Raw genomic sequence first — 21,475 nt, 5'->3', positions numbered from 1 at the left:
CGTGAACGGCTGGAAGCGCAGCGGCCGGGGCGACCGCGTCCGCTACACGTCCGGGTTCTCCGGTGAGGAGGCCGTCGTCCTGCGGGGGCTGTTCGTCGAGATCCGCCAGATGCTCGCCGGTCGTGCCGAGCTCGCGCCCACCGACGAGCTCGCCGAACTCACCGGCATCCGCACCGGTCCGACGTCGCGGCCGACCGACCGGGTGCTGGCCCGGCTGCTGCCGGACTTCACCACCGAGGACTCCGACCTCGCCGGCGGGATGCGCTCGCTGCACGAGCCGTCGCTGATCGAGGCCAAGGACACCGCCGCGGCGACCGTCCTGGAGACCCTGCCCGAGGCGGGCGGACGGCTCGAACTCACCGAGGCCCAGGTCGACGCCTGGCTGGCCGCCCTCAACGACGTGCGGCTCGCGCTCGGCACCGCCCTCGACGTGAACGAGGACATGCCCGAGCAGCTGTCCGACGACGACCCGCGGGCCCAGCACCTGGGCGTCTACCACTGGCTGACCTACGTGCAGGACTCCCTGGTCCGGGTCCGCGTCCGCGGGCTCTGACCCGCCCGGCCGACCCTCAGCGGCGCACGATCCGGTCGGTCGACGGCGCGGCCAGGCCCGGGTTCGCGCCCAGGTAGGCGACGAACGCGTCGAGGTCCACCGGGCCGCCGACCAGCTCGGTCCCGGCGGTGAAGGTGTCGAAGCCGTCGCCGCCCGCGGACAGGAAGTTGTTCGTCGCGACCCGGTAGCGGCCGTCGTCGGTGACTTTGACGCCGCCGATGGAGATGTCACCGACCCGGTTCCCGGCCACCACCGTGTAACGCAGGTTCGACGAGCTCTGCAGGACCGTCGGACCGTCGTCGACGGTGAACTGCTGGTCGAGCACCGCGCGCAGCTGGGCGCCGGTGAGCGTCATGGTCTGCAGGATGTTGCCGAAGGGCTGCACCGTGTAGGCCTGCCCGTAGGTGACCCGCCCGCCCGGGCCGGGCACCAGGTCCGCGCGCACCCCGCCGGGGTTGGTCAGCGCGAGCTGTGCGCCGTCACCGCGCGAGGCCGCCAGCTGGGCGTCGGCGATGACCGTGCCGAGCGGGGACAGCCCGGTCGGCGCGGCCGCACGCAGCAGCGGCCCGGTCACCGTTCCGACCGGCCGTTCGGCCAGCGGCCGCGACTGCGCGACCGCACGGTCGACGATGTCGGCGACGGCCGGGTCGGGCGCGACGTCGCGGGTGACGACCTCGTTGCGGGCCGTCGTCGCGCCGCGGTCCACGTCGCCGTCGCCGGTCAGGGCGAGCTCGACCACCGACAGCAACCTGCCGGACGACAGGCCCTGCACGAACGGCCGCGGGTTCCCGGCCGGGTCGGTCGCCGAGCACACGTACTGCTGGTGGGTGTGCGCGGAGAACACCGCGTCGACGTCGGCGGACACCGCGGCCGCGATCCGCGACCCCGGCCCGCCGGGCTCGATCGCACAGGCGTCCGGGCCGCCGTCGCCGGTCGCCTCGTCGCCCTGGTGCAGCAGCAGCACCTGTGCCCGCACCCCCTGCGCGGTCAGTTCGCGCGACGCCGCGTCGACCGCGGCGACCTCGTCGCCGACCTCCAGGCCGCGGATGCCGTCGGGGGAGACCAGGTCGGGCAGCTCGGACAGGGTGGCTCCGATGACGCCGATCCGGGCGCCGCCCGCCTCCACCACCGTCGACGCGGCGAGCGCGGGCTTCCCGCCCTCGGTCACGTTCGCCGACAGGATCGGGAACGACGCGCCGTCGTAGGACGGGGTGAAGCGGCAGCCGTCGGCCGGGTGGCAGCCGCCGCGCTGCAGCCGGCGCAGCTCGGTGATGCCCTCGTCGAACTCGTGGTTCCCCGCGGCGGACGCGGCGACGCCGATCCGCTCCAGGACCTCGACGGTCGGCTCGTCGCGGAACAGCGCCGACGCCAGCGGGGACGCGCCGACGTTGTCGCCGGTGGACAGCACCACGCTCGCCGGGGCCTGCGCCCGCAGCGCCGCGACGTGCGCGGCGACGAACGCGGTGCCGCCGGCCTCGACCTGCGCGCCGGCGTCGTCGGTCACCCGGCCCGAGGACCCCGAGGGCGGCTCCAGGTTGCCGTGCAGGTCGTTGAGCGCGATGAGCCGCACCGTGCCGGAGCCCGGCGCGCCCGCGGCGGGGCGACCCGAGAGCGTCACCGCCTCGACGGTGACCCCCACCGCGAGGACGACGACGAGCACGGCGGCGAGGACGAGTCCGACACGGCGACCGGAGGAGGGCACGCAGGGCAGTATGGACGCACCCCCGTACGCGAGGCCGTGGCCGGGATCACCGACCGTGGTGCCGAGTGCGTGAACGGGCGGTTCCGGCCCGGCGGGTGTTCGGTCCCGTGGCCGTGGCCGCGTATCCTCGGGTCGTGCTCGTCCTCCGGTCCGACCTCGTCGATGCGATCGTCGCGCACGCCCGCCGGGACTTCCCGGTCGAGTCGTGCGGGCAGCTCGTCGGTCCCGAGACCGGCGAGCACCCCGAGCGCTACGTGCCGATGACCAACGCCGACGAGGTGGCGAGCGACTTCGCCTTCGCCCCGGCCGAGGACATCCGCCTGGAGCGCGAGCTGGACGCGGCCGGTGAGCGCCGCATGCTCGTCGTCCACTCCCACACGCGGCTGCCGCGGCGCCCGGTGGCGCACACCGGCCTGCCCGAGGCCTACCCGTCGCCCAAGGACGTCGCCCAGATGGAGTGGACCCCCGACCAGCACTGGCTGATCGTGGGCCTCCCCACCGCCGACGCCGAGCCCGAGGTGCGCTCCTACCACCTCGCCGACGGCGAGGTCGTGGAGGACGAGCTGGCGGTCGTGGAGTCCTACATGTTCTCCCACACCGGCTCCGACGACGTGCCCGACCGGGCCTGATCGACCCTCTCGCGCACCCGCGCCGGAGGTCGCGCGGGAATGTCGCCGTACTCCGGCCGCGTTGTCGCGCGTGAGAAATCCACGCCAGAGCGACCCACCAGGAGTGATCACAGAGATGGCCGTCTCCGTCTCCATCCCCACCATCCTTCGCACGCACACCGACGGTGAGAAGACCGTCGAGGCGAAGGGCGACACCGTCTCGGCGGTCATCGACGACCTGGAGTCGCGCCACAGCGGCATCAAGGACCGTCTGATCACCGACGGCAAGCTGCACCGCTTCGTCAACATCTACGTCGACGACGAGGACATCCGTTTCGCCGGCGGCCTGGAGGCCCCGGTCTCCGAGTCCTCCACGTTCACGATCCTCCCGGCCGTGGCCGGCGGTCGCTGAGCCCCACCGGACCCCGGCACCGGGCGGCGTCCCCGCCCGGTGCCGTCGTGTGAGGAGAACCCGTGCGTTACGACTCGTTGCTGGACGCCGTCGGCGACACCCCGCTGGTCGGGCTGCCGTCCCTGTCGCCGTCGGAGGACGTGCGGCTGTGGGCGAAGCTGGAGGACCGCAACCCCACCGGCTCGATCAAGGACCGGCCCGCGCTGGCGATGATCACCGACGCCGAGAAGCAGGGGCTGCTCACGCCCGGCTGCACGATCCTGGAGCCCACCTCGGGCAACACCGGGATCTCGCTCGCGATGGCCGCGAGGCTCAAGGGCTACGAGATCATCTGCGTAATGCCGGAGAACACCTCCGAGGAGCGTCGCCAGCTGCTGGCGATGTACGGGGCACAGATCATCTCCTCGCCGGCGGCGGGCGGCTCGAACCAGGCCGTCGCCGTCGCCAAGCAGCTGGCGGCCGAGCACCCGGACTGGGTGATGCTCTACCAGTACGGCAACCCGGCCAACACCGACGCGCACTACCGCGGAACCGGCCCCGAGATCCTGCGCGACCTGCCGTCGATCACCCACTTCGTCGCCGGGCTCGGCACCACCGGGACCCTCGTCGGCGCCGGACGCTACCTGCGCGAGCACAAGCCCGACGTGCAGGTCGTCGCGGCGGAGCCCCGGTACGGCGAGCTCGTCTACGGCCTGCGGAACCTCTCGGAGGGCTTCGTCCCGGAGCTCTACGACGAGACCGTGCTGACCGGCCGGTTCTCGGTCGGCTCCTACGACGCGCTGCGCCGCACCCGCCAGCTCGTCGAGCAGGAGGGCATCTTCGCCGGGATCTCCTCCGGCGCGATCCTGCACGCCGCGCTCGGCGTCGCGAACAAGGCGCTCGACGCCGGGCAGCGCGCCGACGTCGTCATGATCGTGTGCGACGGCGGCTGGAAGTACCTGTCCACCGGGGCCTACTCCGGCGACCTGGGCACGGCCGCGCAGGGCATCGACGGTCACCTCTGGGCCTGACCGGGCCGAACCGGTACGTAACGGGCGAATCGGGCGGCCGGGCCGGTACCGTGGGTGACATGACCGCGCTCCCGGACGGCCGTCCCGCCCGCGTGCTGCCGCCGGCACCGGTGCGCGCCGCGGTGATCATGCTGGTGTTCACCGCCGCGCTCTACGTGTTCGAGGCGGTCGACCAGGCCTCCGGTGGCATGGTCGAGTCCGCCGCCGCGATCTACCCCCGCAGCACCGAGGGGCTCACCGGTGTCCTCACCGCGCCGCTGGTCCACGACGACTGGGCCCACCTCGCCGCGAACAGCCTGCCGTTCCTGATCTTCGGGTTCCTCGCGATGTCCGGCGGGCCGGTGCAGTGGTTCGCGGTCACCGCCACGATCTGGCTGGTGAGCGGGCTGGGGGTGTGGCTCGTGTCGCCGGCCCCGGTGATCGGCGCGTCCGGGATCGTCTTCGGCTGGTTCCTGTTCCTGCTCGTGCGCGGGTTCTACGCCCGCAACGGCAGGCAGATCCTGCTCGCCCTCGTGCTCTTCCTGTTCTACGGCTCGATCCTCTGGGGCGTGCTGCCGTCGGACCCGTCGGTGTCCTGGCAGGGTCATCTGTTCGGCGCGGTCGGCGGCGTCGTCGCCGCCTACTGGGTGGCCAAGGCCGACCGCCTACCCTCCTAGGGTGTGAGCGACGCGCCCGGTATCGACGCCCCGATCGGCATCTTCGACTCCGGAGTCGGGGGACTCACCGTCGCCCGCTCGGTCATCGACCTGCTGCCCGCCGAGCAGATCGTCTACGTCGGCGACACCGCGCACAGTCCCTACGGGCCGCGCCCGCTGGCCGACATCCGGCGCCTCGCGCTCGCCATCGGCGACGAGCTCGTCGACTCGGGGGTCAAGGCGCTGGTCATCGCCTGCAACTCCGCCTCGGCGGCCTGTCTCGCCGACTTCCGCGAGCGCTACCCGGTCCCGGTGGTCGAGGTCGTCCGCCCGGCCGTGCGCCGCGCCGTCGCCACCACCCGCAACGGCCGGATCGGCGTCATCGGCACCGCCGCGACCATCGCCTCGGGCGCCTACGCCGACGCCTTCGACGCCGCCCGCGACACCGAGATCACCTCGGTGGCCTGCCCCCGGTTCGTCGACTTCGTGGAGCGCGGCACCACCAGCGGACGCCAGGTCCTCGGCGTCGCCCAGGGGTACCTGGAACCGCTGCAGCGGGCCGGGGTCGACACCGTCGTCCTCGGCTGCACCCACTACCCGCTGCTGTCCGGGGTGCTGGAGATCGTCCTCGGCCCGGACGTGACGCTGGTGTCCTCGGCCGACGAGACGGCTCGCACCCTGGTCCGGACCCTGCACGCGCACGACCTGCTGCGCGACGACACGACTCCGCCCGCGCCGCACCGCTTCCTCGCCACCGGCGACCCGGAACCCTTCGCACGGCTCGGCCGCCGGTTCCTGGGCCCCGAGATCGGCTCGGTCGTGGGCCGCGCGGGCGCCGCGCTCCCGTCCGCCTGACAGCCACACCCGCTTCCCCGGACCCGCACCTGCCGCGGCAGGTGTGGGAACCGGTCGACAGGTGTGGATGCGGACCGGGCGCGGGCGGGTCCGGCGCGGCGGTCGGGGGAGGCGGGGGTAGCGTTCCCGCCGTGATCGGAACGCTCGTCCTGGTGATCACCGTGGCGCTCTCGGCCACCGCGCTGTTCGGGCTGGTCACGACGGCGCTGAACCGGCCCCCGAGCCGGGTGCACACCGTGGCCGTCGGGATCTGTGTGGCGCTCATCGTCGTGCAGGCGGCGATCGCGGCGTACCGGGTCCTGCTCGGCGGGGTCACCCTGCCCGAGCAGTCGACCTTCCTCATCTACCTCGCCGTCGCGGTCTGCGTCCCGGTGATCGCACTGCAGTTCGCCACCGCCGAGCCGAGCCGCTGGGGCGGCGCCGTGATCGCCGTCGGCGCGATCGGGACGCTCGTCGCCGTGCTGCGCCTGCAGGGCCTGTGGATCCCGGGGGTGCCCGGTGCCTGAGCCCCGCGCCACCGCCACCGGCCCCGGCCGCATCCTCATCGCCGTCTACGGCATCTTCGCGCTCTCGGCCTCGGCGCGGGCCGGTGTGCAGATCGCCGAACGGTTCGGCGAGGCGCCGCTCGCGTACTCGCTGTCCGCGCTCGCCGGCTTCGTCTACATCCTGGCCACCGTCGGTCTGGCGGGCACCGGCCCCGGCTTCCGCCGCCTCGCCTGGTCCGCCGTGGTCTTCGAGCTCGTCGGCGTGCTCGCCGTCGGCGCGTTCACCACGTTCGTCCCCGCCGACTTCCCCCGCGAGACGGTCTGGTCGCACTTCGGCGCCGGCTACGGCTTCGTCCCGCTGGTGCTGCCGTTCGTCGGGCTCTGGTGGCTGCGGCGTACCTCACGAACGGGTTAGGGTCGCGCATGCGGCTGATCGTTCTCGGGTGCTCCGGCAGCGGCCCCGGACCCGAGTCCCCGGCATCGGGCTACCTCGTCGAGGCCGGGGCGACCCGCCTCACGCTCGACCTCGGCAACGGCACCCTCGGCGCCCTGCAACGGCACGCCGACCCGTTCTCCCTCGACGCCGCGGTGTTCAGCCATCTGCACCCCGACCACTGCTCGGACTTCCCGTCGCTGGTGGTGCACCGTCGCTACCACCCCCGGCCCCCGTTCGACGCGACCGCGCACAAGCTGGTCGTGCACGCCCCGGCCGGTGCGCACACCCGCTTCGCCCGCGCCGACGCCGTCACCGAGTCCGACTATGCCCGCACCGATCTCACCGACGTCTTCTCCTTCCACGACCTCGTGGTGGGGGAGCCGTTCACCGTCGGCACCGGTGAGGACGCCGTCACCGTCACCGCGTACGAGGTCGTGCACGTCTGCCCCGCCTACGCGCTGCGCCTCGAGCACCGCGGCCGGGTCCTGACCTACTCCGGGGACACCGCCGCCTGCCCCGGGCTCGTCGAGGCCGCCCGCGACGCCGACCTGCTGCTCTGCGAGGCCAGCTGGCCGCACGCCGAGGCCGGGCCGCCCGGGGTGCACCTGTCCGGACGGGAGGCGGGCGAGCACGCCGCGGCCGCCGGGGCACAGCGGCTGGTCGTCACCCACGTCCCGGCCTGGTTCGACCGCGAGTCCCTCGGCGCCGAGGCCAAGGCGGCCTTCGGCGGGACCGTTGAGCTCGCCCGGCCCGACGCGGTGTTCGAGGTCTGAGCCGGCTTCCTACGATGGCCGGGTGACACGAACAGAGGGCAGGGCCGACGGCCGGACCGACGACGAGATGCGGCCGGTGACCATCACCCGGGGCTTCCAGAAGCACCCCGCGGGATCGGTGCTGGTGGAGTTCGGTGACACGAAGGTGCTGTGCGCCGCCAGCGTCACCGACGGGGTACCGCGCTGGCGGAAGGGATCCGGCCTCGGCTGGGTCACCGCCGAGTACGCGATGCTGCCCTCGGCCACCGACACCCGCTCGTCGCGGGAGTCGGTGAAGGGCAGGATCGGCGGCCGCACCCACGAGATCTCCCGGCTGATCGGCCGGTCCCTGCGCGCCTGCATCGACCTGCGCGCGCTCGGCGAGAACACGATCGCGATCGACTGCGACGTCCTGCAGGCCGACGGCGGCACCCGCACCGCGGCCATCACCGGCGCCTACGTGGCCCTGTGCGACGCCGTCACCTGGCTCGGCGAGCAGGGCAAGCTGTCGGACCCCAAGCCGATCTCCTGCCAGGTCGCCGCGGTGTCGGTCGGCGTCGTCGACGGCCGCGTCCGGCTCGACCTGCCCTACTCCGAGGACTCGCGGGCCGAGGTCGACACGAACGTCGTCGCCACCGAGACCGGCACCCTCATCGAGGTCCAGGGCACCGGCGAGGGCGCCACGTTCTCCCGCTCGACCCTCGACGCCATGCTGGACTCCGCGCTCGCCGGGATCGCCGAGCTGGCCCGCCTGCAGGTCGAGGTGCTCGCCGCGCCGCACCCGAAGATCGCCGCGCAGGCCGCCGACGCCCCGGACGCCGCGGGGGAGGGCGACGCGTGAGGATCCTGCTCGCCACCCGCAACGCCAAGAAGCTCGTCGAGCTGCGCCGGATCACCGAGGCCGCCGGGCTCTCCGGGGTGGAGATCGTCGGGCTCGCCGACGTCCCCGAGTTCCCGGAGGCCCCCGAGACCGGCGCGACCTTCGCCGCGAACGCGCTCGCCAAGGCCCGCGACGCCGCCGCCGCGACCGGGCTGCCTGCGATCGCCGACGACTCCGGCATCACCGTCGACGCCCTGAACGGCATGCCGGGCATCTTCTCCGCCCGCTGGGCCGGCCGGCACGGCGACGACGAGGCCAACCTGCAGCTGCTGCTCGGGCAGACCACCGACGTCCCCGACGAGCGCCGCGGCGCCGCGTTCGTGTGCGCCGCCGCGCTGGTGACGCCCGACGCGGCCACCGCAGGCCCCGACACCGACCCCGCCTCCGGCGACACCGTCGGCACCGATGGCCCCGACGCGGAGGCCTCCGTGCCCGGGCGCACCGTGGTGCACGGGACGTGGCGGGGCACCCTGCTGCGCGCCCCGCGGGGGGAGAACGGCTTCGGCTACGACCCGATCTTCGCCCCGGAGGGCGACGGCCGCTCCTCGGCCGAGCTCAGTGCCGAGGAGAAGGACGCCGCCTCGCACCGGGGGACCGCGCTGCGCGCGCTCGTCCCGCACCTGCAGGCGCTGCTCGCCGACGGCTGAGGACTACTCGGGAGCGGGCTCGGCCAGGACGCGCTGCGCGATCCGGAACGCCGAGTTCGCCGCCGGGACCCCGCAGTAGATCGCGGTCTGCAGGATGATCTCGACGATCTCGTCGCGGGTCAGGCCGTTGCGCCGGGCCGCCCGCACGTGCAGCTCGAACTCCTCCCAGTGCCCGTGCGCGACGAGCGCGGTCAGCGTCACCGCCGAGCGCATCCGGCGCTCCAGCCCGGGGCGGGTCCAGATCTCGTTCCACGCGTAGCGGGTGATCAGCTTCTGGAAGTCCGCGGTCGTGTCGTCGACGCGGCCCAGCGCCGCGTCGACGTAGCCCGAGCCGAGGACCTCGCGGCGCACGGCCAGCCCGTCGGCGTCCAGTTCGGCGGGGTCGATACCCGAGTCGCTCATGGTCGGCAGCCTCTCACGGCCGACCGCGACGGCACGCGCGCCGACCGCGGCCGGTGGCGCGTCCGGAGGTGCCCGGCCACGCCGGACGGCTGCGGCCGGCGGCGCACACGGGGGAGCCCGGTCACGTGCGACGACCGCGGCCGACGGCACCGGCACGGGTCTCGGTACCGTGATCTCCGTGCGGTGGTGGCGGTTTCTGCTGGGCTGCCTCGGGCTGGTGCTCGCGGCCGCACTCGTCGTACTCGTGGCCCGGTCCCTGGGGCTGTCCGCCGTCCCCCGGTTCGGTGAGCTGCGCCGGGCCGTGGAGTCCGCCGGGATCTGGGGCCCGGTCGTGTTCGTGCTGCTCCAGGTCGCGCTGAACGTCCCGCCCTTCCCCCGGACGGTGTTCACCGTGTCCGCCGGGGTGCTGTTCGGCGCCGTCGGCGGTGCGGCGCTGACCCTGTTCGCGACCGCGCTGTCCGCGGTCGTGGCGTTCGCGCTCGTCCGGGTCACCGGTGGGCGGCTCGTCGCCCGCTACGCCGGCCACCCGCGCGCGGTGTGGGTGCGCCGCAGGCTCGACCACCACGGAGTGCTCGCGGTGACGTCGCTGCGGCTGATCCCGATGGTGCCGTTCGCGGTGCTCAACTACCTGTCCGGGCTGTCCCAGGTGCGGTTCTGGCCCTATCTGGTCGGCACCGTGATCGGGTCGGCGCCGAGCACCATCGCCGTCGTCGCGCTCGGCGACGCCGTGACCGGGCACGTACCGCCGGCCCTGCTGCTGGTCTCCGGGATCTGCGCGGTGCTCGGTCTCGGCGGGGTGCTGCTCGCCGCACGGCGGCCGCTGCCGAACGAGGCCGACGGCGTCGCGCCCGGAGGCGCGGAGCCGGCCGGGACCGCGCCGCCCGCCGGGTGAGGCGGGCGACGCGACGCGTGCCGGCGGCGGGATTCGAACCCGCACTTGCACGGACCTAAACCGTGTCTCTCTGCCAGTTGGAGTACGCCGGCTAGTTCTTTCGGCCGCACCAGGTATCGGTGAGGGCGTGGCAGTTCGCGCACAGGATACGAAGGTTCTCGAGCCGGTTGTCGGTGTGGTCGCCGTTCACGTGGTCGAGCTGGAGCGGGACGGGTCGTCCCTGCCACTCGGTCAGGCCACACCCCTCGCACCGCGCGGCCTTCAGCCCCTCCGCGACGAGCCGCCGGCGCAGGGTCGCGCTGCTGCGGTAGCTCGACCCGCGAACCAGGATGTCCGCCAGCGGGCGTGCCCGCCGCCCCGGGAAGGTCCGGCCCCGGGCCCAGGAACGCCCCGTGAAGTGTGTCGTGTCGAGCTCGAGCGTCCGGATATGCGCGACCACCGCCCGGAACATGCCGCCGCTGGGCTCGTACCCGAGCCGCCGGAGCACGGCGTGCACGCTGACCTCGGCCGCGACGGCCGCCCGCAGCTCGCCGTCGGTGTAGCGCCGTCGGTGGTTGCGGTGCCCGGGGTCGAGCGCGCCCGGGATGTGGCTCGCGTCCGCGCCGGTCCGGACGATGTGGGCTCGCAGCTGGTCGTACCGCCCGGGCCGGATGCCCAGCCGGTGACACACCTCGCTCAACCGTCGCGACACCGCCACCGCCGCGACCAGCTCCTCGTCGGTCCACCGGCGGGCGCGGGGCACGTCCGCTCACCCCGCGCCCGCCGGCCGGACGGGCATCAGACCTTCCAGTCCCGGCGCAGCTTCGCCACGTGCCCGGTCGCCTTCACGTTGTACTGCGCGTCGACGATCGTGCCGTCCTCGCCGACCAGGAAGGTGGAGCGGATGACCCCGGTGACCGTCTTGCCGTAGAGCTTCTTCTCACCGAAGGCGCCCCAGGCGGTGAGGACCTCGCGGTCCGGGTCGGACAGCAGCGGGAAGGTCAGCTCCTCGTTGTCGCGGAACGTCGCGAGCTTGGCGGGCTTGTCCGGGGAGATGCCCAGTACGTCGATGCCCGCGCCGTTCAGCTCGGCGAGGTTGTCGCGGAAGTCGCAGGCCTCCTTCGTGCAGCCCGGGGTGCTCGCCGCCGGGTAGAAGTAGACGACGACCTTGCGGCCGCGGTAGTCCGCCAGGGAGACGGCGGTGCCGTCGGCGTCGTCGAGGGTGAAGTCGGGGGCGGTGTCGCCCGCCTGCAGCCGTGTGCTCATGACGATCAGCGTGCCACCCGTGTCCCCGCCCTCGGCGCCGAGCACGCGGTCTGTGGACGGACCGTCCGGTTGTGGACGGAGTGGGCTCAGGGCTCCCCGGCGAGCCGTTCCAGCCGTCGCAGCTGGCCGTCGAGGTAGGGCCGTGCACGGCGCAGGCCGCCGCGTTCGGCGATCGCCGCGGCGAGCGAGCGCAGCGTGCCGAGCACCGCGGGCAGGTCCGGGTCCCAGCCGCGCCTGCGGCACTCGGCGAACCAGTCCGCGGGGCTCGTGTGACCGCGGGCCCGGTTGCAGCGACCGCAGGCGACGACCTCGTTCTCCAGCCACGACGGTCCGCCCTTCACCTTCGGGACGAGGTGGTCGGTCGTGGCGCGGACCGGTCCGGTGCAGTCGCGGCGGCACCATACACAGTGCCCGCCGTCGCGGAGCGCGGCCAGCGCCAGGCGCTGCGCGCGCCCGGGCTGGGCGGGGGAGGGGGTCACGGAACGGTCAGAACGCGTAGCGGATGCGCAGCCACGGTGCGTGCCGCTCGACGAGGCCGCGCAGTTCACGCACCCCGCGGGCCTTCACGGTGTCCCGGTAGCGCACGTTCCACATGCCGTTGCCGCTGCGCTTGCCCTGCTGGATCGCGGGTCGCCACAGCACCTCCTCCGCCCGCGGGTGCCAGCCGAGGTTCACCTCGTGCAATCCCTCGTTGTGGGTCAGCAGGATCACCTCGGCGGCGGCCTGCGCGCGGAACGCGGGGCCGGTGACGTCGCCGATCCGGGTCAGGAGCTCGGCCCAGTCGGCCTGCCAGCCCTCGCGCAGCACCACCGGGGACAGGTTGAGGTGCACCTCGTAGCCCGCGGCCACGAAGTCGTCGATCGCGGCGATCCGCCGGGCGACCGGGGTGGTGCGCACGTCGAGCAGCCTGCTGTCGCGTTCGGGCATCAGCGAGAACCGGATGCGGGTGCCGCACTGCGGGTCGAGGCCCAGCAGCTCGCGGTTGACGTACTTCGTCGCGAAGCTGGCCCGCGCGCCGGGCAGATCCCGGAAGCAGCCGACCAGGTCGGCCACGTTGTCCGAGAGCAGCGCGTCGACCGCGACGTCGGAGTTCTCCCCGATGTCGTAGACCCAGTCGGTGTGGTGGACCTGGTTCGGTTCGGTCTTGGGCCCCTGACGCCGCACGTGCCCGCGCAGGTAACGGACGATCCGGTCGATGTTGGTGAACACGGTGACCGGGTTCGCGTAGCCCTTCTGCCGGGGGACGTAGCAGTAGGCGCAGGCCAGCGCGCAGCCGTTCGCGGTGGAGGGGGCGATGAAGTCCGCGGAGCGGCCGTTGGGGCGGGCCGAGAGCGACTTCTTCTCGCCCAGGACCAGATTCTCGGTCTTGACCCGGACCCAGCGGTCCACGTTGCCGGCGTTGCCGTGCAGCGCCTCGATGTTCCAGTGCGAGGCGACCTCGACGATCTCGGCGTCGGGGAACGACAGTGCGACCTGCTGTCCGCGCGGCGACGCCAGCGCGTCCGGTTCGGCCCAGATCCGGCGGATGTCGAACAACTGTTCCACAGTCACCCGCCCAGCCTCGCAGGATCGTGCGGGTACCGCCCGGCAACCGTCCGCGGCACCCGAATCGGCGGCGCGCCGTGGGCGGGCGCGCGGACCGGCCCGTGCGGTGGCTACGGTGTGTGCCACGCCGCTCGCGGTGCCCGGACGTCGGTGTCGGGGCAGCGTCGGGCGTGAGCAGCAGGAGTCCCGGGCGCGGACGCGTACCGGCCGAACCGGAGGTGGACGTGGTGGCCCGCGACCCCGAGAACATCCAGCGCGAGATCGAGAAGACCCGGGACGCGCTGGCCGAGAGTCTGGACGCCCTGGCGGACCGGGCGAACCCGAAGAACCTCATCGAGGGCGGCAAGGAGCAGCTCGCGGAGCGGCTCGCCGACCCGAAGGTCAAGTACTCGCTGATCGCGGTCGGCGCGCTGGTCGGGCTGGCGATCGTCCGCTCGATCTTCCGCTAGACCGCCTGCACGCCACGCCCGGCCGGTGCCCGCACCGGCCGGGCGTTCGTGTGTCAGGACAGCGAGTCGCGCAGCTCCAGCGTCGCGGCGCGGTCGGCACCCTCGGCCAGCGGGCGGCGGTAGCGGGCGACGAGCCGGGCCGCGCCGAACCCGGCGACGGCGACGAGGTCGTCGCCGCGCAGGTAGCCGAGCACCGTGCCCTTCACCGGGCCGTCGTCGAGACCTTCGCCGTGCAGCGGCAGCAGCGAGTCCGCGCGGTCCGGCCGCCCGACGAGCTGGATCTTCATACCGAACTGGTCGGACCAGAAGAACGGCACCGCGGCGGGCGGCGGGGTCGTGCCGGTGATGTCCGCGGCGACCGCGGCGGCCTGGTCGCTCGCCGAGGTCCAGTGCTCCAGCCGGGTGCGCTCGCCGGTGTCCGGGTCGGTCCAGGCGGCCGCGTCGCCCGCCGCCCACACTCCGGGCAGCCCGTCGACCCGGCCGCGGTGGTCGCAGGGGATGCCGTCGGCGACGTCGACGCCGGTGGCCTCCAACCAGCCCAGGTCGAGCATGCCGCCGACGCCGACGACGATCTCGTCGGCGGTCACCGTCGACCCGTCGGAGAGCGTGGCGCCCGAGTCCGTCAGCTCCGACACCGACACCCCGGTACGCAGGTCGACCCCGGCGTCGCCCATCAGCCGGGCCACGACCGCACCGGCCTGCTCGCCCAGCAGCCGTGCCATCGGCACGCTGCCGGTCTCGACCACGGTCACCGTGACACCCCGGTCCCGGGCGGTGCTCGCGACCTCGGCCCCGATGAACCCGGCACCCACCACCAGCAGCGACGACGCCGAGGCCAGCGCGTCGCGCAGTTGCTCGGACTCGTCGACGGCACGCAGCAGGTGCGCGGAGTCGGGCTGGTCGTCGAGCACCCGGGAGGTGACCCCCACGGCGAGGACGACGGCGTCGGCGTGCAGGACGGTGCCGTCATCGAGCTCGACCTCGGAGCCGTCGGCCGGGACCTCGGCGGGCCGCAGGGCGACCGCGGAGCGGCCGAGGTGGGTGCGTACGCCGAGCTCGTCGAGGTCCTCGGCGGTGCACAGGTCGACCTTGGTGCGCTCCCACTCACCGGCCAGGAACTGCTTGGACAGCGGCGGGCGGTCGTAGGGGAGGTGCTCCTCGGCCCCCACCAGGCTGATCCGGCCCTCGTAACCGTCCCGGCGCAGGTTCTCCACCGTGCGCAGTCCGGCCAGCCCTGCGCCGACCACCAGCACGTGTTCCGGCACGCTCATCTCCTACCTCCCTGCTCCGGGCCCGGACGGTGCGCCGGTCCCGCCCCGATCCTCGCGGACGGGGCACGGCGTCGCCGCGCGGCCCGGGCGTCAGAAGGTGCGGTCCTCCGGGTCGAGCCGGTTGCGCAGCCGGGACAGCGTCTGCGCGAGCAGCCGGGAGACGTGCATCTGGGAGATGCCGACCTCCTGGGCGATCTGGGTCTGGGTGCGGTTGCCGAAGAACCGCAGCATCACGATGGTCCGCTCGCGGGGCGCCAGCTCGGCGAGCAGCGGGCGCAGTGACTCGCGGTAGTCGACCCGGTCCAGCTCCGCGTCGGCGTCGCCGACCAGCTCGCCGACGGTGGCGCTGCCGTCCTCCGACGACAGCATCTCGTCGAGCGAGGAGCTGCGGTAGGCCTCGGCGGCCTCCAGGCCCTCCAGGACCTCGGCGACGGGCAGGTCGAGGTACTCGGCGAGCTCCGAGGGCCGGGGCGCGCGACCGAGGGTCTGGGACAGCTCGGACACCGCGCCGTTGATCGACACGTGCATGTCCTTGAGCCGCCGCGGCACCCGCATCGACCAGCTCTGGTCCCGGAAGTGCCGGCGTACCTCACCGGAGATCGTGGGCACGGCGAAGGAGAAGAACTCACCGCCCTTCTCCGGGTCGAACCGGTCGATGGCGTTGATCAGCCCGACCGTCGCGACCTGCACGAGGTCGTCGAGGGGCTCGCCCCGGTGGTTGAACCGGCGGGCGATGTGCTGGGCGACGGGCAGGTAGCCGGTGACGAGCTGATCGCGCAGCTGTTCCCGACGGGGGTCGCCGTCGTCGAGACCCGCGTACTGCTCGAGCAGCGGGGTGAGGTGGGCGTACTGAGGGTCCGACGTCACGTCACAGCCCGTGACCCGCGAGCTTGTGCAGGCGGATGGTGAGGGCCGGGCGCCCGCCGTCCTCCTCACCGGACTCGACCGCGACGTGATCGGCCAGGGTCTGCAGGACCCGCCAGCCGAAGGAGTCGGTGGGCAGCTGCGCACCGGTGCCGGTCTCGACCCGGGCGGTGACCTCGATCCGCTCGTCGGAGACGGCGAAGGTGCACCGCAGCGGCGAGCCGGGAGCGGCCATCGCGACCAGCGTCGCGCACGCCTCGTCGACGGCCATCCGCAGATCGGAGACCGCGTCCAGGTCGAAGTCCGCGCGTGCGGCGAGGTCGGAGGCCACCGCACGGACCGTGGGGATCAGCGCGGGCCGCGCCGCGACCCTGATCTCGACGGTGTTGTCGGTGCCGGCGCCGTGCGCCGTGCCTGCCACGTCCTCCTGGGCCACGCTGACGAGTCCTTTCGTGCGACGGGGTGTCGGGCCGGATCATGTCGCCTCCGGCGGGGGTGTGCAGGACCGGGTGCCCGCTCAGGCGCCGGGAATGCCCTCCTGGTCGGGCAGGACGGTGAACAGCTGGGCGGAGCCGGTGACCTCGAGCGGCCGGAGCACGGCCCGGTTGGTGGCGACGACGAACAGCCGCCGTCCGTCCCGGGCGGCCCGCCGGGCGGTGTGGATGAGCACACCGAGGCCGCTGGAGGCGAGGAACGTGACGCCCTCCAGGTCCACGGCGAGGTCGCGGCCGTCGCCGTCGGGGGCGCGGTCCAGCAGCTCGTCGAGGGCGGTCTCGAGTCGCGGTGCGGTCAGGGTGTCGACCTCGCCGCGCACGGTGAGCACGGTCAGGCCGCTGCGCGGTGAGGAGAAGCCGACGCCGAGGTGGGCGGAGTCGGTGCCGTCCAGCTCGGCGTCCCCGTCCCCCCGGGACGGTTGCGCCGGCGCGGATCCGGGCAGGGTGATCACCTCCGTGTCGGGCGCCGGACGGCGCGGAAGCGTTGTGGAGCGCCGCCGTGCTCTCGACGGGCAGGTGTCTTCTCGCGCCGCACGACGCACCGGGGCCGCGGCGGGGCCGTCCTGGCCCGCGCCGGGTCCGGTCCACCCACGACAGGAGACCGGGCCCGACGATACCGGCCGGGCTCGGCGGGCCCGGCACGGCGCCTGCCCTTAGGCTCGCCCGGGTGACGCGGTACTCCGATCTCGGCCCCGGCGCCCCGGCCGGTCCCCCCGGCGACGCGGTGGACCGGGCCGTCGACCAGGCGGTCGCGACCTCGGTGGAATCCTTCGGGGAGCAGCCGAGCACCCCGGCCATGCCGCACGTGCGCGGCGGGGCGCAGGTGGCCGTCCTGATGATCGACCTCTCCGAGTGCCGGATCGTCTACGCCAACACCACCGCGCTGGAGCTGGCCGGTGACCGCCCGGTGCGGCTGCCCATCGGGGTCCGCGAGTGGAGCGAGGCCGCGCGGCTGACCGACCTGGACGGCCGTCCGTACACCGGCGAGGGGTCCCCGCTGGCCCGGATCGCCTCCGGCGAGGCGGTGTCCGGCGAGCCGGTCGCGCTGCACGGGCCGGGGCTGATGCCCGACCGCGACGGCGTCCCGGTCCCGGGGGAGGGGGCCACGGCCAGCAGCACCCTGGTCTGGGTGACCGGGTTCGCGCTGGCCGACCCCGGAGCCCAGGGGCAGGGCACCTACGCGCAGTCCTCGGCCACCGGGCCCGGCCGGGCGCTGGCCGTGCTGCTGCCGCTGTCGGACTCCGAGGCCGGCCAGGGCGAGGACCGCGACCGGATGGGGTTCCTGCGCGACCGTGCGGTGCTCGCCACCGAGATGTCGTTCACCATCTCCGACCCGCAGCGTGAGGACGACCCGCTGGCCTGGGTGAACCCGTCGTTCGAACGGCTGACCGGGTACCCCCTCGACGAGGTGGCCGGGCGCAACTGCCGGTTCCTGCAGGGCCCCAACACCGACCGGTCCGCGGTCCGCCGGGTGCGCGAGGCGCTGCGGGAACGGCGGGCGATCACCGAGGTGCTGCTCAACTACCGGCGCGACGGCACCGCGTTCTGGAACCAGGTGTCCATCTCGCCGGTGCACGACGGCGACGGCGAGCTGGTCAACTTCGTCGGTGTGCAGAGCGACGTCACCGAGCGGGTCGTCGTCGAGCAGGAGCGGCGGGCGGCGCTCGCCGACGCCGAGGCCGCGCGGGCCCAGCTGCGGCTGCTCGCCGAGGCGACCACCCAGATGACGACGGCGCTCGACGTGGCCGACGCCTGCCGCCGCTTCTCCCGGATCGTGGTGCCGGAGCTGGCCGACCTGTGCACGGTGGACCTGCTCGACACCCCCGACGGGGCGACCCGCGAACGGATGGCCGTCGCCGCCCGCGACGCCGACGACGAGGCGCTGCTGTCGCGGTCCGGTCCACTGGGGGCCGTGCGGATCGAGCAGCAGGCCGAGACCGCGGTGCGGACCGGCAAGCCGTACCTGGTGCAGGAGCTGCCCGACGACGGCCGCGAGGTCCACCCCGACGACCCGGAGGCGGCCGACGCCTACGAGCGGCTGCGGTTGCGCTCGGCGATGGTCGTCCCGCTGCTCGGCCGCGGCCGGGTGCTCGGCCTGGTGACGCTGTCCACCCAGTTCCCCTACGGCCGTCGCTGGACCCAGCGCGACCTGCACCTGGCCTCGGACCTCGCGGGCCGTGCCGGGCTGGCCGTCGACAACGCCCGGCTCTACGAGGTGGAGCGGGCTGCGGCGGCCACCCTGCAGCACAGCCTGCTCCCGGCGCTGCCGCAGGTCCCCGGGATGCGGGTCGCGGCCCGCTACCTGGTGGGCGCGGACGGCAACCAGGTGGGCGGGGACTGGTACGACGTGCTGCCGATGCCGGACGGCTCGGTCGGTGCCGCGGTGGGCGACGTCGTCGGCCACGACCTGTCGGCGGCCGCCGCGATGGGGCAGCTGCGCGGTGTGCTGCGCTCCTACGCCTGGGGCGGCGACGCGCCCGGGCCGGTGCTCGACCGCTGCGACCAGCTGGTGCAGGGCCTGGACATCGCCGCGATGGCGACCGCTGTGTACGCCCGGTTCGGGCCGGTGGGCCCCGACGGCGGACGCGAGCTGACCTACGCCAACGCCGGGCACCCGGCGCCGCTGCTGCGCGACCCCCAGGGCCGGCTGCACCGGCTCGACGCGCACCACTCGCCGATGCTCGGCGCGGTGCCGGAGTTCGGGCGGGCCGCCGGGGCGCACCGCGGCGGCGCCACGGTCCCGTGTGCCGCCGGGTCGCTGCTCGTGTTCTACACCGACGGTCTGACCGACATCATCGGTGAGGACGCCGACGCCCGCACCGAGCTCATCGAGCGCACGCTGGAGGAGCTGCCGTCCGACGCCGACCCCGAGCGGGTGGTGGAGCGGGTGCTCGAGGTGTGCCTGCCGGACCGGCTCGACGACGACATCGCCCTGCTCGCGATCCGTCTGGACCACCCGGCCTGACGGTCCGGTCGGCCGGACCGTCATCCGCCCGGACCCGGCTGCGCGTAGCGACCCGATCGGCCGCACCGGCCGACCCGATCGGCGGCCGGTCTGCCGTGTCGGCGGTCCCGGCCGGCCGAGTCGACCGCTACCGGCCGCGTCGGGCGTCCGGGGTCGACCGTCCGGGGCGGCCGCCCACCGGCGGTGCCCCGCCCGGCGGCGGGCCTGCGCCGTTCGACCGTCCGGCCCATCCGCGCTACCGGTGGTCGGGCCGAGGTCACGGTGGTGTTGCGGTCGACGCCGTCCGTGGGTTCCGTGCGCGGGGTCGTCGTCCGCTCGTGGACCGGGTGACTCCACTCGTCCGTCCGGGTGGGTAATCGGCACCCGAATCGGGGATCCGGGCGTTGTACTCGACGGACGACGACGTGTGGGATCGACGGGGGCGAGCGTGAGGCAGGGGACGACGCGACCGCGGAGGCTGGTCGCGGTGGCACTGACCGCGGCGGAGTCCGCCCGTGCGGGGGGCCCGCTCGCGGCGCTCTCCGGTGAGGCGGGGGAGACCGACCTGCTGGTCGTGCGGGACGACCCGGCCCCCACCCGGCGCCCGCTCACACCGGCCGAGGCGCGGGAGCTGCTGGCGGCCGAGGACGACACCGAGGACGTGCCGGTCGAGGCGCTGCCGGTCGAGCGGGTGCGGCTGCACCGGCTCGGGCTGCGCTGGGCGGTGCAGGACGGCGACGAGGCGGACCTCGTCGCGGCGCTCTCGGAGCTGGTCGGGTTCGACCCCGACGACGACACCTGGTGCGTGGCCCCGGCCGCCGTCGGGCCGGTGGACGACCCGGAGATCGAGGTGGTCCGTCGCGCGGTGCGCCGCGTCGCCCGGGTCTACGGCCTGCCGGTGCTGCCCTACCGGCCCGCCGGACCCGTCGCGGAGGACGTCACGGAGCCGGAGGCCCTGCCCTCGGCGGTGTGACGCCGGCCGGGTGGGCAGAACGGCCGCGCAGCAGAACGGCCCGCCCGGAACCCGGGCGGGCCGTGCCGGATCGGTGATCCGTCGTACGCGGTCCGTCAGACGACGGCGGCGAGGCCGGGGCCCTGCTCGGCGACGATGCGCTCGGCGTCGCGACGCTCGATGATGGCGCGGCGCTCGGACTCGCCCAGCCCGCCCCACACGCCGAACGGCTCACGGCTGGCCAGCGCGAAGCGGCGGCACTCCTGCAGCACGGGACATCCCCGGCAGACCTGCTTCGCGCGCTCGGTACGACGCGACCGGGAGGGGTTGCGCTCCCCGTCGGGGTGGAAGAACACGGCGCTGTCCATGCCGCGGCACGCACCCAGTCGCTGCCACTGCCACACGTCGTCCATCGGGCCGGGAAGCCGGGAAACGTCGCTCACGTGCTCACCTCGTCGCTCGGGGCCCGGGAGGACCGGGTTGGCTCCTCACCCCGGTTCCCGAGGGGGTTCGAGATCAAACCTGCGCGACGTCGGGATCGGTGCTAGCGACGGGCCGTGCGAGGTGTGCGGGGCCGGCCGCGCGGTCGGACGGACCGGGCATCGCCCCTGTTCACGACACCGCCACGCACCTCCGCGCCGCGCGCTGTGCCGGGCCGCCGGGTGGATCCGGGCACGCCAGGATGTGACTCAGGTCACTTTATCAGGAGTCGAGTGCGGCCTGCACGTCGTCGTGGATGTCGAACAGATGGTGCAGCCCGGCGATACCGATCGGGCGCAGGACACGCCGCTCGGTGCACGCCAGACGCAGCTCGACCCCGGCCCGGTGGGCCTGCTCCCGCAGCTCGATCAGCGCCGCCAGCCCGGAGGTGCCGAGGAAACGGACCCCGTCGAGGTCCAGCACGACCAGCGAGGCCGCGGAGATCTGCTCGGCCACCGCGTGCCGCAGCTCCGGGGCGGTCAGCATGTCCAGCTCACCGGTCACGGCGACGACGACCGTCCCGTCCGCGGGCCGGGAGGTCTCCAGCCGTAGCCCGTCGCAGGTGTCGGTGACATCGGGTGACGTCCCGCCCGAGCCGTCGGTGGTGCCGGCGGCGGGCGGACGGGGGGCGGTCATTGGGTCGACGGTAGGCACCGCGGCACGGCGTCGCCACTCGGAGCCCGCTCAGCGCAGGCGATGTGTCCCGTCGGGCATCCGCACCGTGAGGCCCCTGCGGGCCAGCAGCTCCAGCAGCGGCACGACGACGCGGCGGCTGCTCCCGAGCACCTCCCGTGCAACGGAGACGGTGAACGCGCCGTCGAGCCCGTCGAGCGCGGCGACCGCCCGCTCCGGCGCGTCGGGGCCGAGCACGACCTCCGGGGCCACCCGCAGCAGTTCCCCGGCGCGGTCGAGCACCGCCAGCTCCCGCGGCCCGAGCCCCAGCTCCGCGAGCCGGGCAGCCC

General features: G+C 74.3%; 28 protein-coding genes and 1 tRNA gene. 15 read left to right on the top strand and 14 right to left on the bottom strand.

Annotated elements, in window-relative coordinates:
• Position 1 precedes the first annotated feature (1 nt).
• Complete coding sequence (locus GTW08_RS02395; protein ID WP_073576171.1) at positions 2 to 553, top strand: DUF2017 domain-containing protein; 552 nt, start codon at positions 2 to 4, stop codon at positions 551 to 553.
• 16 nt (positions 554 to 569) lie between these two features.
• Here GTW08_RS02395 and GTW08_RS02390 read toward each other — a convergent pair whose 3' ends face one another.
• The gene (locus GTW08_RS02390) at positions 570 to 2,255 is read right to left on the bottom strand and encodes a 5'-nucleotidase C-terminal domain-containing protein (RefSeq protein WP_083658728.1); all 1,686 of its coding nucleotides are present in this window, start codon (positions 2,253 to 2,255) and stop codon (positions 570 to 572) included.
• Positions 2,256 to 2,389: 134 nt separating this feature from the next.
• Between GTW08_RS02390 and GTW08_RS02385 the strand changes: the two genes are divergently transcribed.
• The 10 genes from GTW08_RS02385 (at position 2,390) to GTW08_RS02340 (ending at position 8,975) form a co-directional block, all read left to right on the top strand.
• On the top strand, positions 2,390 to 2,884 hold the full coding sequence (locus GTW08_RS02385; protein ID WP_073576293.1) for a Mov34/MPN/PAD-1 family protein: 495 nt from the start codon (positions 2,390 to 2,392) through the stop codon (positions 2,882 to 2,884).
• A gap of 115 nt (positions 2,885 to 2,999) precedes the next feature.
• Positions 3,000 to 3,275 carry a MoaD/ThiS family protein gene (locus tag GTW08_RS02380; RefSeq protein ID WP_073576170.1) on the top strand — a complete coding sequence of 92 codons (276 nt, stop codon included), beginning with the start codon at positions 3,000 to 3,002 and terminating at the stop codon, positions 3,273 to 3,275.
• Positions 3,276 to 3,337: 62 nt separating this feature from the next.
• On the top strand, positions 3,338 to 4,285 hold the full coding sequence (locus GTW08_RS02375) for a PLP-dependent cysteine synthase family protein (RefSeq protein WP_073576169.1): 948 nt from the start codon (positions 3,338 to 3,340) through the stop codon (positions 4,283 to 4,285).
• A gap of 59 nt (positions 4,286 to 4,344) precedes the next feature.
• Complete coding sequence (locus GTW08_RS02370) at positions 4,345 to 4,941, top strand: rhomboid family intramembrane serine protease (protein ID WP_073576168.1); 597 nt, start codon at positions 4,345 to 4,347, stop codon at positions 4,939 to 4,941.
• 3 nt (positions 4,942 to 4,944) lie between these two features.
• Positions 4,945 to 5,775 (top strand): glutamate racemase, encoded by an 831-nt coding sequence (murI, locus tag GTW08_RS02365; protein ID WP_062400757.1) that lies wholly within the window; start codon positions 4,945 to 4,947, stop codon positions 5,773 to 5,775.
• A 131-nt stretch (positions 5,776 to 5,906) separates the two neighbouring features.
• On the top strand, positions 5,907 to 6,281 hold the full coding sequence (locus GTW08_RS02360; RefSeq protein WP_073576167.1) for a hypothetical protein: 375 nt from the start codon (positions 5,907 to 5,909) through the stop codon (positions 6,279 to 6,281).
• On the top strand, positions 6,274 to 6,675 hold the full coding sequence (locus GTW08_RS02355; RefSeq protein ID WP_073576166.1) for a hypothetical protein: 402 nt from the start codon (positions 6,274 to 6,276) through the stop codon (positions 6,673 to 6,675). Before GTW08_RS02360 ends, GTW08_RS02355 begins: the two co-directional genes overlap by 8 nt.
• A gap of 8 nt (positions 6,676 to 6,683) precedes the next feature.
• A complete protein-coding gene (locus GTW08_RS02350) occupies positions 6,684 to 7,469 on the top strand; it encodes an MBL fold metallo-hydrolase (protein ID WP_073576165.1) in 786 nt (261 codons plus the stop codon).
• 22 nt (positions 7,470 to 7,491) lie between these two features.
• Positions 7,492 to 8,289: a ribonuclease PH gene (rph, locus tag GTW08_RS02345; RefSeq protein ID WP_304580142.1), complete on the top strand. Its 798-nt coding sequence runs from the start codon at positions 7,492 to 7,494 to the stop codon at positions 8,287 to 8,289.
• Positions 8,286 to 8,975, top strand: coding sequence for a non-canonical purine NTP pyrophosphatase (locus GTW08_RS02340; RefSeq protein WP_073576163.1), 690 nt, complete (start codon positions 8,286 to 8,288; stop codon positions 8,973 to 8,975). The genes rph and GTW08_RS02340 overlap by 4 nt, the downstream gene beginning before the upstream one ends.
• Positions 8,976 to 8,978: 3 nt before the next feature.
• Here the strand turns inward: GTW08_RS02340 and GTW08_RS02335 are convergent, their stop codons facing one another.
• On the bottom strand, positions 8,979 to 9,377 hold the full coding sequence (locus tag GTW08_RS02335) for a carboxymuconolactone decarboxylase family protein (protein WP_073576292.1): 399 nt from the start codon (positions 9,375 to 9,377) through the stop codon (positions 8,979 to 8,981).
• A gap of 178 nt (positions 9,378 to 9,555) precedes the next feature.
• On the opposite strand from GTW08_RS02335, the gene GTW08_RS02330 reads away from it, so the two are divergent.
• Entirely contained in the window at positions 9,556 to 10,269 is a 714-nt protein-coding gene (locus GTW08_RS02330) for a VTT domain-containing protein (RefSeq protein WP_161151332.1), read from the top strand.
• An 18-nt stretch (positions 10,270 to 10,287) separates the two neighbouring features.
• On the opposite strand, the gene GTW08_RS02325 is transcribed toward GTW08_RS02330, so the two are convergent.
• The 5 genes from GTW08_RS02325 to GTW08_RS02305 form a co-directional block, all read right to left on the bottom strand.
• Positions 10,288 to 10,361, bottom strand: a tRNA-Leu gene (locus GTW08_RS02325).
• Positions 10,361 to 11,011: an HNH endonuclease gene (locus GTW08_RS02320; RefSeq protein WP_100879834.1), complete on the bottom strand. Its 651-nt coding sequence runs from the start codon at positions 11,009 to 11,011 to the stop codon at positions 10,361 to 10,363. Before GTW08_RS02320 ends, GTW08_RS02325 begins: the two co-directional genes overlap by 1 nt.
• Positions 11,012 to 11,046: 35 nt before the next feature.
• The gene (bcp, locus tag GTW08_RS02315) at positions 11,047 to 11,514 is read right to left on the bottom strand and encodes a thioredoxin-dependent thiol peroxidase (protein ID WP_073576290.1); all 468 of its coding nucleotides are present in this window, start codon (positions 11,512 to 11,514) and stop codon (positions 11,047 to 11,049) included.
• A gap of 86 nt (positions 11,515 to 11,600) precedes the next feature.
• A complete protein-coding gene (locus tag GTW08_RS02310) occupies positions 11,601 to 11,993 on the bottom strand; it encodes an HNH endonuclease (protein ID WP_161151331.1) in 393 nt (130 codons plus the stop codon).
• Between the two features lie 7 nt (positions 11,994 to 12,000).
• Complete coding sequence (locus GTW08_RS02305) at positions 12,001 to 13,065, bottom strand: spore photoproduct lyase family protein (RefSeq protein WP_161151330.1); 1,065 nt, start codon at positions 13,063 to 13,065, stop codon at positions 12,001 to 12,003.
• A gap of 221 nt (positions 13,066 to 13,286) precedes the next feature.
• Between GTW08_RS02305 and GTW08_RS02300 the strand changes: the two genes are divergently transcribed.
• The gene (locus GTW08_RS02300) at positions 13,287 to 13,508 is read left to right on the top strand and encodes a DUF3618 domain-containing protein (protein WP_062404273.1); all 222 of its coding nucleotides are present in this window, start codon (positions 13,287 to 13,289) and stop codon (positions 13,506 to 13,508) included.
• 53 nt (positions 13,509 to 13,561) lie between these two features.
• Here the strand turns inward: GTW08_RS02300 and GTW08_RS02295 are convergent, their stop codons facing one another.
• The 4 genes from GTW08_RS02295 to GTW08_RS02280 all read right to left on the bottom strand — a co-directional run bounded on the left by GTW08_RS02295 (position 13,562) and on the right by GTW08_RS02280 (position 16,589).
• A complete protein-coding gene (locus GTW08_RS02295) occupies positions 13,562 to 14,779 on the bottom strand; it encodes an NAD(P)/FAD-dependent oxidoreductase (protein ID WP_161151329.1) in 1,218 nt (405 codons plus the stop codon).
• Between the two features lie 90 nt (positions 14,780 to 14,869).
• Positions 14,870 to 15,646: a SigB/SigF/SigG family RNA polymerase sigma factor gene (locus tag GTW08_RS02290; protein WP_073577821.1), complete on the bottom strand. Its 777-nt coding sequence runs from the start codon at positions 15,644 to 15,646 to the stop codon at positions 14,870 to 14,872.
• Between the two features lies 1 nt (position 15,647).
• Positions 15,648 to 16,079 (bottom strand): ATP-binding protein, encoded by a 432-nt coding sequence (locus GTW08_RS02285; RefSeq protein WP_062400766.1) that lies wholly within the window; start codon positions 16,077 to 16,079, stop codon positions 15,648 to 15,650.
• Between the two features lie 81 nt (positions 16,080 to 16,160).
• The gene (locus GTW08_RS02280) at positions 16,161 to 16,589 is read right to left on the bottom strand and encodes an STAS domain-containing protein (protein WP_202416284.1); all 429 of its coding nucleotides are present in this window, start codon (positions 16,587 to 16,589) and stop codon (positions 16,161 to 16,163) included.
• A 215-nt stretch (positions 16,590 to 16,804) separates the two neighbouring features.
• Here GTW08_RS02280 and GTW08_RS02275 point away from each other — a divergent pair, with 215 nt between their 5' ends.
• Both GTW08_RS02275 and GTW08_RS02270 read left to right on the top strand, forming a co-directional pair.
• Positions 16,805 to 19,102: a SpoIIE family protein phosphatase gene (locus GTW08_RS02275; RefSeq protein WP_161151328.1), complete on the top strand. Its 2,298-nt coding sequence runs from the start codon at positions 16,805 to 16,807 to the stop codon at positions 19,100 to 19,102.
• A gap of 466 nt (positions 19,103 to 19,568) precedes the next feature.
• Positions 19,569 to 20,054 (top strand): hypothetical protein, encoded by a 486-nt coding sequence (locus GTW08_RS02270; RefSeq protein ID WP_073577820.1) that lies wholly within the window; start codon positions 19,569 to 19,571, stop codon positions 20,052 to 20,054.
• A gap of 95 nt (positions 20,055 to 20,149) precedes the next feature.
• Here GTW08_RS02270 and GTW08_RS02265 read toward each other — a convergent pair whose 3' ends face one another.
• The 3 genes from GTW08_RS02265 to GTW08_RS02255 form a co-directional block, all read right to left on the bottom strand.
• Positions 20,150 to 20,476 (bottom strand): WhiB family transcriptional regulator, encoded by a 327-nt coding sequence (locus GTW08_RS02265; RefSeq protein WP_060710891.1) that lies wholly within the window; start codon positions 20,474 to 20,476, stop codon positions 20,150 to 20,152.
• Positions 20,477 to 20,735: 259 nt separating this feature from the next.
• Positions 20,736 to 21,149, bottom strand: a complete 414-nt coding sequence (locus tag GTW08_RS02260) for an STAS domain-containing protein (protein ID WP_161151327.1) — start codon at positions 21,147 to 21,149, stop codon at positions 20,736 to 20,738.
• A 48-nt stretch (positions 21,150 to 21,197) separates the two neighbouring features.
• Positions 21,198 to 21,475: SelB C-terminal domain-containing protein (locus GTW08_RS02255; RefSeq protein ID WP_202416283.1), on the bottom strand; the 278-nt coding region annotated here is incomplete at its 5' end.

The sequence above is a fragment of the Pseudonocardia sp. SID8383 genome, assembly GCF_009864975.1.
GTDB lineage: Bacteria > Actinomycetota > Actinomycetes > Mycobacteriales > Pseudonocardiaceae > Pseudonocardia > Pseudonocardia alni.
This window is presented reverse-complemented; position numbering and strand designations above follow the sequence as displayed.